Below are 11831 nucleotides of genomic sequence, written 5' to 3' on the forward strand. Positions count from 1 at the left end.
TCCGCGTCGACTAAACAACAATGTGTTTGCGCTGTAAAGTGCACTCGTGTTGGTATTTGCCAAGGTAGCCTAAACTAAATATATACCTTGGCAAACCATGCTGCACTGGCAACAAGCTGCACACTCACAGCCAAAAGTAACTTGAGTTGAAACGACACTTTATTGGTTTTATGGCGCGTGACATGCATTACTAAATAGGTGGCACAATGTAATGACAGTGCCGACAGCAAAACCAGCGTTCTTTCAGAGATCCTTTGCTTATCTTGTTTGGCGTTAGCCTTGTCTTTATAAAAAACAATTAACGTCACTAAGTTTGCTATGACGAGTCCACCAAGGCTCACGCCAAGCAACATACTATTGTGGCCAATTACAGGTAGAACCAGCATACCTAAAGCACACAAGGATAAGATCACGCCCAATTTGGCCAAAAACATCACCAAGGATTTAAATAGCAAATCCGTCTCCTCCTATTCACTTGCGGCTTCAATGCGCTTTTGGTTGATTAAATGAAAGAGTGCGACTGTCGCAGCTGCATCGTTGTATGCTCGGTGATGACCTTGCAGTGGTATCGACAGATCTTGGCAAATTTTGCCAAGTGAATACGAGGCATGTCCAGGTAACCACTTTCGGCCCAATTGCACGGTACACAGCTTGGCACGACGAAACGGTCTATCTAATCTCGCAAATTCCGCTTTGATAAAACCAAAATCGAAGTTCACATTGTGCGCAACGAAAATGGCATCTTTCGTAAAGGCATCTATTTTATCCATTATGTCACTGAAAATAGGCGAATCCACCACCATATTATTATCTATTCCCGTCAATTCAGTAATATATTTAGGCACTCGACGCTGCGGGTTAATCAGGCTCTGCCACTCTTCTACTATATCGCCCCCCTGTACTTTAATCATGGCAATTTCGGTGATTTTATCGTGCTCTTTTTTGCCCCCAGTGGTTTCTATATCCACGATCACATATGGCTGCTGTGGGTCGACACGCCATTCTACTGACTGCACATCGACGTCAAAACCGTGTCTGATCAGAGTTTGAATGGTGATAAGTTGATTGCGCCTTAGGCTGTCCCCTGGCGCCTTCACTTCAACAAACTTAACCCCGTCATCAAATACCATGAGATCTGGGTAACCATCTTTTAAGTTTTTAAAATCTTTACTCATAGCACGCAGATGTGCACAAACGGCTTGAACCGGCGCTTGTTTTGCAAACTCAAACACATTGGTCAGTACTTCAGGTTGCCAATGCAGTAATCGACAATGCGTGCCAAAATGTGTTGAAGCTTGTTTAACCAACCAACTAAGGAGCTCATCATTACTGTCAAATGTACTCAAACGGCGTTCAATTTCAGTTTCAAAAACACGATAAAAAGTATTCTCTTTGATGCACTTAGGTGTGCTTTCAAATTCATTCGAAAACGCATTTCTATGATCTTCAAACAGTTCATACCAAAAGCTCAGGCAAAATAAGGTTCGCCATAACATATTTTCGCAGTGCACCGCGTTAATACCCTGCCTGGCATAGTGATTCACTAACCCTTGCTCAACGTCGCCTTTATACGCTTCATCTAAAGATACCTTTGGACCGCTATTTCTAAGCACATCGGTTAGCGCTGAGGTGCGCTTACTTGTATATTTGAGGCGGTAAAAGTCCTCAGCAAAAAACAACAATTGTTCGTCGCTGGGCGCGTCTAAGATTTGCTCGATTTGCTGCTTACAACGCGTATGCTCACCTTGCGAGTAAAGTAAGCGAATGTACTTTTCTTGGGCACTTGGATGTGCACTTTGAACAAGCAAGGCTTCGCTTAAGTCACCATTTAACTCCGCCACTCTATTCGCCAGCTTGAAGCATAAGTGGTCAAACTTAACCTGAGCCAGTTGACCAACCGGCTGCATCACTGACTCATCAGTGAGCACCCGAGCAGTTGCAACCATCTCTTGTTCACTCATTTGCTTGAGTTCAGCATACAAACGACTGAAATAAAAAGCGCTTTGCGCTTCTTGATAATCATCAAAGTGTGCGTTGGTTTGTGCACGCTCTGCATTGGTCTGCATCACACCAAGATCGCGCATTGAAAACTGTGCCAATGCACCACCCGATTTACCAAAATATAAAAACAGGAGATACGTAAAGTCCTGTTTAAAATGCGACGTAAAATAGTGTGTGTAAAGATCACAGTCAGATAAGTTCAAGAGCGTAAATTTGCCCGCGACAAACGCAAGCCAAACAGATTTTTTTGCTGATTTTACAGGCGGGCAAGCTAAGTCATGCTTTGTTGCTAAGGTTTGCAGTTGCGCTTTATTTAGCTCCGCGAGTAATGATTGAGGCGTTTGAGCTTCTGCTGCTAGCGACAACCATTTTTCATCGTACAATGTGTTAAAGGCAGCGTCATAATCAGTGATTTCACTGTATTCTAAATCAGCCCTGCATACATACTCGCGTTTGCGGTTTATTACCCTTACCAACAAGCATTGAGATTGCTCATCTAGGCGTTTAAAAGCGGCTAACTTTGCCCTTTGCTCATCACTCAACAGATGCAGACTGGTTTGCTCTATGTAGCTCACCAGTTCAAAGAAATGTGTGAGATAGTATTTTTCTGGCAACGTTTTCACGACAAAAACCTGTATACATAAACAGTACTTTACTATGCCAAAATCTGTACCAGTTGGCTATCTCTTTTTTCTTATTGCTCTTGGGTTACATCTGAATTGGCGACCTTATGATCCAAATGTGAACGCAAACAGGTCAGTAACGTAGCTGGCTGAATAGGCTTAGTCAAATAGTCATCCATCCCCGCATCGCGACACTTTTTCTCGTCGCCACTCATGGCATTCGCAGTCAGTGCAATGACCGTTATGTCCTTGTTTTCTTCGCCAGCTTGGCCATTTCTAATTGACTCAGTGGCGATATACCCGTCCATTTCTGGCATTTGGCAATCCATCAAAACAAGACAGTAAGGTGAAGAGTGTTGGCAATGCCTAAGTGTGGTCAGCGCTTCACGCCCGTTCGCAACGACATCCACAAAGTCTATCCCGAGCTTTTTCAGCATGCTCGTCGTGACAATTTGATTCACATGATTATCTTCAGCTAAAAGAATACGCGGCTGCGGATCCCAAATAATATCTTCGGCGGACTCTGACTCTTTAAATGACTTCAGATAGTGAGAGGTCACAATCGGTTTGGCATTGGCTAACGCTTCGCCTCCTTCACCGACGACAGAGAGCGCATTGTGTAAATCCGAGGTTGTCGCAGGTTTTGGGAAGTATCCCGAGAAGCCGCGTTTGGCAAAAAATGCCGCGTCGCCTTGGTGTCCCATCGACGTCATCATGATCAATTTAATACTCTTGAGCCTCGGATCTTTTTGCATTTCGCTGCCAAGCTTAGCGCCATCCATAACGGGCATTTGCATGTCGAGCAAGGCAATATCAAACAGCTTTCTATGGGGATCGTTTAAACGCGCCTCACATTGCGAAAGCGCTTCAATGGCAGACGCTGCCTCCGTGACCTTTGCCCCCCAAAGCTGTAATTGCTCCCTGAGTACAGTACGGTTAGTTTGGTTGTCATCAACAATGAGCAACTCAAGTTTACTGATGTCAAAGTCAGGTAAGTGTTGGTTATTTTGCTCGCCGACCGCAAGTTCAATGCTAAAGTAAAACTCACTGCCTCGGCCTTCATCACTGCGCACACCAATACTGCCCCCCATCAGTTCGCAGAGCTTTTTAACGATAGAAAGCCCTAGCCCCGTCCCCCCGTATTTTCTAGTGGTTGATGAGTCAACCTGAGAAAAAGTTTCAAACAGTTTGTACTGTTTAGACAGAGGAATGCCAATACCAGAGTCAATAATTGAACAGTCCAGCCTAAGCTTTTCACCCGCTTTCGTGAGCTCTGCGCGAATAATTATCTCACCTTCCTCGGTAAATTTAATGGCATTGCCCACAAGATTTGAGAGTACTTGGCGTAGTCGGCTCGGGTCGCCTTTGACAACTGAACTTTCAACTTTAACGATATCTAATACAAGCTCAATGCCCTTACGTTGCGCTTGTAACGCGGCCGACTCAGAGAAATCACCAAATAATTCTCTTAAATCAAAGTCGAGCAACTCAAGTTCCATTTTGCCTGCATCTACTTTGGAAAAATCAAGAATATCATTGATCAAATTAAGCAATGAATTGGCACTGTTCATCGCCAGCTGCGCTCGGTGTTTTTGCTCATCATCTAACGGGCTATTCAACATTAAATTGAGCATGCCCAATACGCCGTTCATCGGTGTCCTGATCTCATGGCTCATAGAGGCTAAAAATGCACTTTTTGCTTCACTGGCTTGTTCCGCTTCAACTTTAGCGTCCGCTAATGCTTTTTGCTGCCTGATCTGCTCAGTAATATCTTGTAAAATCCCAACATAGGCTATGAGCCGTTTACGCTCATCCAGCACAGGACCAATATGCATATTATTCCAAAACGTTTCGCCATTTTTACGGTAATTCAGAATTTTTTCTCTATGAGGTTTTTGGCTTTGAATTGCTTCGCGGATGGCTTTCAAGGCAGCTCGAGAGGTTTGTTCGCCTTGCAAGAATCGACAGTTTTTGCCAATTACGCTGTCATCATAGCCGGTAATGCGTTTAAACGCTGAGTTAATAAAGCTCAGTGGCATGTCCTGCTTGTGCGCGTCGGTGATCACAATACCTACATCACATGATTCTATGGCATATGCCAATAAATCATTATGCTCTTTGGCTTGTTTCAGGGCCTCTTGATACATTTTCTGATCTGTGATGTCCGTTAATGACCCTGACATACGAATTGCTTTGTTATTGTTATTTCTAAGCGCTAGCCCTTTAGAGCGATAAAACCTAAAGTCCCCCGACTCATTTCTCATTCTAAATTCAACGTCAAAGCTAGTGCCGGTATCGAGGTGGGTATTGAGTGCACCAAAGGTATTAGATTTATCCTCAGGATGAACATGCTTTTCAAGGCTCTCAAAAACATCCGGAAAGCCAATTAGATCATCGCCTTTGTAGCCTAATAGCTCTCTAAATCGGGGGGAATAAAACATCCCTCCTCGCTCAATGTCCCAATCCCAAATACCGTCATTACTGCCTTTTATCGCAAGTTTAAAACGCTCTTCACTTTTTTCAGTGGCTTTTTGCGACAATTGCAATTGCTTAAATGGATTAAGTAACAGTTGCCGACCAAAAAAGAACAGCAATAAAAATGACAACAGTAGGCTGATCACAACGGCTTTTGCGATTGCTAAAATGAAGGTGTTGACATTATTTTCAATAATTTGTTGATCAATATAAAACGTAATGGCGATATCGGTGTCTGCCAACGTACTTTCAAACAATTTTAAATACGACAGCGTTTCATCAGCATTGCTGTACTTGACCCACTGACCCGTTAAATCAACCGCCAGTTCTGTTTGACCCATATCAATCGCAATTAAGGCCGTTAAATCAGTTTTAAACTCAGAGATTAACACTCCCTCTGTAAAGCCGTTATATTCAATAGGCACAGCAATTACAAAAACAAACTGCTCGCCATCATATTTTAAAGCGACGGCTTGGCCAAGCTCACCCAGTAAAAGTTGATCTAACCAAGGCTCGTTGGTGTAATTTTCACTACTGAGGGGAGCGTTTGTAAAGACTTGCTCTGAAAGGATATTATAAAGATGCAAAGGCGCATGAGAACCCAGCACTTTGTATTCCTTTAAAAAATCGGACAAAGACGCTCTTGAGATATCGCTGCCCATCACGGCATTAGACAGCATAGGAATTTTGGCTAAATCTTTGAGCAAGATCAGGCGTGTTGATATAAACTGGCCTAAATTACTGACTGCCAAGCGCGCTTCTGTTTGGCGGGCTTGTAGCTGAAGCTCCTTTACAGAGCTATTGGCTCGCGTCCCAACCAACGCCAAGCTAATCACGATTGACAGCACCAAACTACATAGTAAAAACGCATAAAACGCTTTGTCCGAAGACATGCTAAAAACTTTTTTTAGCCACTCTCTCATGAATTATTCACCAGTACTTTGGTACTTCCATTAGATTGAAAGTAGGCCATACACAGGTCACTTAGGCCCAACGCTTCATGTGCATCAGGGTTATTTGCGCTCCATTTGGTGAAAGGTCGTTGATACGTTTTGATGAGTCCAACAACGGGGGTCGTTAAATTTTCAAGCGACTGTTTAAAAGCTTGGCGGTCCTGATGCATATCGCCAGTGAGCTTAATTCGATTAAGGGCCGCAAGTGATACTTTGCCTAAGTCATAGCCATGTATAAACCCTGTCGGTGCAAATAAAAAGTCTCGCTCGGCAAACTCATCCGGAAACAGCGCTTTCGCTCGCTGCCAAACCTCTTGTGCATAAGCTGACATCGGTCTGTGCTGAAAAGAAAAACAACTTTGAATAAAGTGTAAGTCAATACCAGAAGCCAGATCGACTTTTGCCTTTGAGAAAAAGTCTCCCCCTGTTATGCCCCAATGACTAATAATCGGTAAACGTTGATCGACTGGATAATCGGCCATTGCACTGACCAATTGCTTCCCCTCTATGGAGTTACCCACAAACAATAAGCAATCGCTGCCTTTGGATATCATTTCACGAATGTGGATTTTCGCGCTGTTCGCTTTCATTCCCCAATCAAACCACGTTACGTCTGGCTGTGGGTTATTCAACGCGTTACCAATGGATTTATAATTTGATTTGCCCCAAGGGGTTCTTTCTAAGAGTAGATGCGGATTCTTACAAGATCTTTTCTCTGCAAATTCAACTAACTTAGGACCTGCTTTTGTGTCATCTACAGAGAGTCGGTATACCCAGTTTTCACCTTGGTCATACCGGGTAATCGGACCACCAGCAGCCCATGGTACCAAAAGAGGAATTTGGTTCTTGTTGATGAACGCGCGATGTTTAATATAAGGTGGGGAATGCAACCCACCGAGTACAAACAATCCAGATGGGTCTTTCAAAAATCGTTTAAAATGTAAAAAACTCCGATTGCTGTTGCCACGATGATCCATCGACAATAACTTCAATTCAAATCCTTGTACTTGCTTATCAACTTCATTCAGCGCTGTCAAAAAGCCCATTTTCATCGCAATTGCAGACGCCTTATGCGTGCTGTAATCAGAATCATGATAGATGTGAAGCGATGGTAAGTTTTTACCATCTGCAAGCGCATACGTCGAAAAACACAACCACAACACGACCAAGCAATATTTAGCCATAGGAACTAATCGTTAAATTTGGATTTACTTAAATTTAGCCTATCTTGACAAACATTGCTTAGTAATTGCAATTCAATCAAAGTATTAAATGCCCATTAGTTGCTTTACCGCCTGCCATGTTTGGTCACTGTTAATAACGCGTCCATGCCCTTGACCTGATGTGGTAGAAAGACTTGCATGTTCATACAAACTAACCTGCTCTTGGGTATGGCTATAAGGTGCATATTTATCGTCTTTATCATGCACAACAAGTAACTGTCCTTGTTTTTCCATATGCAGTTCAGGTTGCAATGCTTTGAATACCATACCATGCTCTGTTTCAACTTCATTTAACAGCTTTTCAAACAGTTGATTTGCAAGGCCGGTTGATAAGATCCTTTGCTGAAATGAATTGTAAAAATCAAAAGTCGGCGCAATCAGTACATGGCGCGCATCACTGGTCGCATTTAACGCCCCAATTGTGCCCATAGAGTGGCTAACGAATCCTGTCACAGTGTGATCTTTGTATGCCGACATGACCGTTTTTAGACCTTTTATGAACAGTGGTAAATTTGCAAAGCGGCCTTCACTTTTACCATGTCCATAATGATCAAAACCTACCACTTTATATCCCTGTTCAACTACTTTTTGCATTAATGGGTAAAACTGAGTCACACTACCAGACCAACCATGCGTAAAAATCACAGTTGGTCCCTCCCCTGCTTCAACAACATTGATTGCGCCGTATTGAGAGTCTAGCTTTCGCGTACGCATAGACGCAGGAAGCGCCACCTCTTTGCGACTTGCAGACGGTGTTAACAACAGCTTTCGCGTTGCTTTCATACTGGTATTCGGAGCTACTTTTGCCATCAGGGACGACACTCCACGCGTGACGAGGTAGCTCATAGATTTTTTACTGTTACTGTCTGAAAAATAAATTTTGCTACTCATTTGTTGTCAACTCCATATCTTTCTAAAAGTGAATTGAACCCAGTTTTGAAGCGATTACGTTTGTCATCTTCTAGGCTCAACCAACGTAGGCTCTGGCTACCCAAATAAAGTGAATACAATTCAAAAACAAATTGTTGTGGACAGGTGTCCGACTTGAGCTCTCCATCCGCAACCGCCTGAGAAACGATATGCTGCAAATAGCTCAGCCAATTGCTGAGTGTGGATTCAATATGATCTCGAATTGCACCTGGTTGGTCGTCAAACTCGATGGATGCATTCATAAAAATGCATGTGACGGCATCAGGTTGGTACCAATTCAGCCAATTTTGGGTCAGTTGATTTAACTTGGCGATACCACGCGTGTCTTTTTCACATGCCAAAACAACATGCTCTCGAAATCGCTCAGCGGCGTATTCAAGGACATTTAATTGCAACGTCTCTTTTGAGTTAAAGTGGCCAAACAGCCCAGACTTAGACATCCCCGTGGCGGTTGCAAGCACCCCAATCGTCAAGTCGTTTAACCCTGTTTCAGAAGCAAGTTCCAACCCTTTAGCCAAAATCTGCTGTTTAGTTTGTTTACCTTTGCCCATACCAACCAAAAAAAAAGAACGAACGTTCGGTTTATAATAGCGCGATACTGTTTTAGGTCAAGTTAATTGTGTGCGGTCATAGGTGCAGGAATAACGCATGGTCAAGTAGTAAACCGTGTTGTCGTTGTTTGAATCAATAAAATTGTGTTATCTAAAAGCACAAAAAAAGAGCGCATAGTGCGCTCTTTTACCTTGCTTAACACGCTAACTTCCGTTAGCTGCCAGATCCTGAGCCGCCATTCATTTGGCTCTGAATATAATTTTGAATACCGATAAGGTCGATTAAACCTAGGTGTTGCTCTAACCAATAAATATGGTCCATTTCGGTGTCATCAAGTAATGTTTCTAGTATTTCTCGAGTGACGTAGTCCTGTTCTTCTTCGCACACGGCAATAACCTTCTTGAGGTGGTCTTTCACGACAACCTCTGCCGCCAAATCATTTTCAAGCATTTCTTTGACATTACTGCCAACGTTGATTGGGGCGCGGGATGCCGTATCTGGCGTGCCTTCTAAAAACAAAATCCGCTCGGTAATGCGTTTTGCATGGTCAAGCTCTTCTTCATATTCATGCGATAGCTTGTCATGTAATTTATCCATACCCCAATCTTCGTACATTTTGGAGTGTGCGAGGTACTGGTCCATTGAACTGAGTTCAAGCGTAAGTTGCTTGTTGAGTAAATCGATAACCTTTTGAACACCTTGCATAATTTAGTCCTCCATCTGCGATTGAAGATAGTTTTCGATGCCCGTGTTTTTAATTAAGAATTCTTGTGTTTCTAACCAATCTACATACTCTTCTTCATACTCAAGAATATCTTCGAGCAGTTCTCTACTGACGTAGTCTTGCTCTTTTTCACACAAGTCGATGGCTTCACGCAGTGCTGGCAACTGCTCGTGCTCAAATGCAAGATCACAGCTCAGCATTTCTGCTGTGTGCTCGCCAATGCGCAGCTTTTCGAGGTGTTGTAGATTAGGTAGGCCTTCTAAGAACAGGATCCGCTCAATTAAATCATCGGCTTGCTTCATATCCTTAATCGACTTCTTGTAGGCCTTTTCGTTTAACTCTTCTAACCCCCAGTTTTTATACATGCGCGCATGCAAAAAGTACTGGTTGATAGAAGTAAGTTCGAGTGTCAAAATTTTATTTAAAGTGACAATTACTTGCTTGCTACCCTTCATAGGGCCCCCTAGTGGCAAATTCAGTTAGACGCCCTATAACACTAGTCCAATATCATCACTTCGCAAGACTAAATAAAAATAACAAATAAGTTTATATATCCTTTTAAAATAAATAACTTATAAAAGAATTAAGAACAATTTTCATTGCCAATTACAGTTGAGTTTCGGTCTCTATTACCACTTTAAATTGACTGTTGCGTTTACCTATCTTCACGACTTAACTTTCTTAACAGTTTCGATGCCTAAACGTTTAGCCAAACGGACTAAATTCGCGCGATCGATATCAAGCGAGCGTGCTGCTGCGGCCCAGTTTAGATTTTCTTTGTTCAGCTTTTGTAAAATAAGTTGTTTTTGAAATTGCGCGGTCGCATCCTTTAGAGAGTTCGCTTCAACATAATTTGCCTCTGCGGGCAGGCTTACACTCCCTCCCGCATCTTTTTCTGTGTAAGTAAGCTCACTGTGAGACGGCATTATTTTAACAATGTCTTTTTGCCAATCTGCATGCTTTGCTTTTAGCGCCGCGCGGCTCAGCACATGTTCCAACTCTCTTACATTACCAGGCCAATCATGTGACTGTAGTTGCGCCAGCAGCGCGCTATCTATCACTAACTGTGAAACGCCTAGCTTCTTGCGCAGCTGCTCAACAAAGTAACCTGCAAGCGGAACAATATCCGTGGCTCGGTCTCTCAATGGCGGCACTTGCAATGGGAATACGCGCAACCTGTGATAAAGGTCTGCGCGAAAGCGTCCTTCTTCCACTTCTTTTTGCAAATCGCGATTTGTCGCAGCAACAATGCGGACGTTCACATGATGGGGTTTATCACTTCCGACGGGTTGAATCTCACCGCTTTGCAATGCACGCAGCAGTTTACTTTGGATATGAAGCGGTAGCTCTCCTATTTCATCCAAAAACAAAGTCCCCTGATCTGCGACTAAAAACTTACCTTCTCGATGACTATCAGCCCCCGTAAACGCCCCTTTTCGATGACCAAAAAACTCACTCTCTGCGAGGTTTTCTGGCAAAGAGGCACAGTTAACTTGCACAAAAGGCGCATTGCAGCGACTGGAGTTACTATGAACCTGTCTCGCGACAAGCTCTTTACCAGTACCTGTTTCACCTTGGATCAACACACTTAAATCTGAATTTGCTACTAGATTAATATCCGACTTTAGACGCTCCATAGGAGCAGACTCACCAATCATAGTGTGTGATTGATGGCTTAACTCGTGCAGCATGGCTAAACCGGATTGAGCACGTTTTGCCAGTTTGTGTGTATTTAACACCGCACTAAAATGGGCGCACACCGCGGATTGAATCATCGTCAGCAATGAGCGACTGTACGCGTCAAATGCATTCGGCGTCAGACTGTCAAAAGTGACAACCCCTAACAAAAGACCTTGTTCGTATAACGAAAAGCCCATGCAAGCATGCACTGGTAGCTCACCGTCTTCAGCGAGTAACATGCCATCGTAGGGATCACTTAATGGGCAATCAGAAGAAAAGACCACGGGCTGATCGGGCGCTTTTGCAATACTTGCTAGCCGCGGATGATCGCGTAGCTGAAATCGTCGACCCATAACTTCGGGGGCAAGGCCTGTAAAGGCTTGCGGGATCAGTACGTCACCTTGCGCCTGTAAGACCACAATTGCATCTGCACTAATACATGTTTGCAATGCGTTTACGACAGCTTGGCTGTAAACGCTTATTTCTACTTCATTAGATTTCGGCAGCGCCATGGCCAAGTCATGGTTTAAAGCCAGTAATTGAGATAGTCGCCTTTGCTCCATGTCAAATTGACCTTTTAATGTTTAAATTACTCAATGTTTATTATGTCTATTTGACTCTTAATTGCAAGTTAAAATCCTTAAGCCATTGTTTTTAAATATTTAAAAAG

General features: G+C 43.2%; 9 protein-coding genes. All 9 read right to left on the minus strand.

Going from position 1 to position 11831, the window contains the following annotated elements:
* Positions 1 to 74: 74 nt before the first annotated feature.
* Positions 75 to 455, minus strand: a complete 381-nt coding sequence (locus tag L1286_RS06045; protein WP_235406010.1) for a DUF1294 domain-containing protein — start codon at positions 453 to 455, stop codon at positions 75 to 77.
* 12 nt (positions 456 to 467) lie between these two features.
* The gene (locus L1286_RS06050; RefSeq protein ID WP_235406011.1) at positions 468 to 2624 is read right to left on the minus strand and encodes an exonuclease domain-containing protein; all 2157 of its coding nucleotides are present in this window, start codon (positions 2622 to 2624) and stop codon (positions 468 to 470) included.
* A gap of 71 nt (positions 2625 to 2695) precedes the next feature.
* Positions 2696 to 6022: a PAS domain-containing hybrid sensor histidine kinase/response regulator gene (locus tag L1286_RS06055; protein WP_235406012.1), complete on the minus strand. Its 3327-nt coding sequence runs from the start codon at positions 6020 to 6022 to the stop codon at positions 2696 to 2698.
* Positions 6019 to 7236, minus strand: a complete 1218-nt coding sequence (locus L1286_RS06060; protein ID WP_235406013.1) for an ABC transporter substrate-binding protein — start codon at positions 7234 to 7236, stop codon at positions 6019 to 6021. The genes L1286_RS06055 and L1286_RS06060 overlap by 4 nt, the downstream gene beginning before the upstream one ends.
* An 84-nt stretch (positions 7237 to 7320) precedes the next feature.
* Positions 7321 to 8166: an alpha/beta fold hydrolase gene (locus L1286_RS06065; RefSeq protein WP_235406014.1), complete on the minus strand. Its 846-nt coding sequence runs from the start codon at positions 8164 to 8166 to the stop codon at positions 7321 to 7323.
* Complete coding sequence (locus L1286_RS06070) at positions 8163 to 8756, minus strand: TetR/AcrR family transcriptional regulator (RefSeq protein ID WP_235406015.1); 594 nt, start codon at positions 8754 to 8756, stop codon at positions 8163 to 8165. Before L1286_RS06070 ends, L1286_RS06065 begins: the two co-directional genes overlap by 4 nt.
* Positions 8757 to 8970: 214 nt before the next feature.
* The gene (gene bfr, locus L1286_RS06075) at positions 8971 to 9462 is read right to left on the minus strand and encodes a bacterioferritin (RefSeq protein WP_142048908.1); all 492 of its coding nucleotides are present in this window, start codon (positions 9460 to 9462) and stop codon (positions 8971 to 8973) included.
* Positions 9463 to 9465: 3 nt separating this feature from the next.
* Positions 9466 to 9936 (minus strand): bacterioferritin, encoded by a 471-nt coding sequence (gene bfr / locus L1286_RS06080; RefSeq protein ID WP_235406016.1) that lies wholly within the window; start codon positions 9934 to 9936, stop codon positions 9466 to 9468.
* A gap of 210 nt (positions 9937 to 10146) precedes the next feature.
* Entirely contained in the window at positions 10147 to 11724 is a 1578-nt protein-coding gene (norR, locus tag L1286_RS06085) for a nitric oxide reductase transcriptional regulator NorR (protein WP_235406017.1), read from the minus strand.
* Positions 11725 to 11831 lie beyond the last annotated feature (107 nt).

The organism is Pseudoalteromonas sp. SMS1, assembly GCF_021530565.1.
Taxonomy (GTDB): domain Bacteria; phylum Pseudomonadota; class Gammaproteobacteria; order Enterobacterales; family Alteromonadaceae; genus Pseudoalteromonas.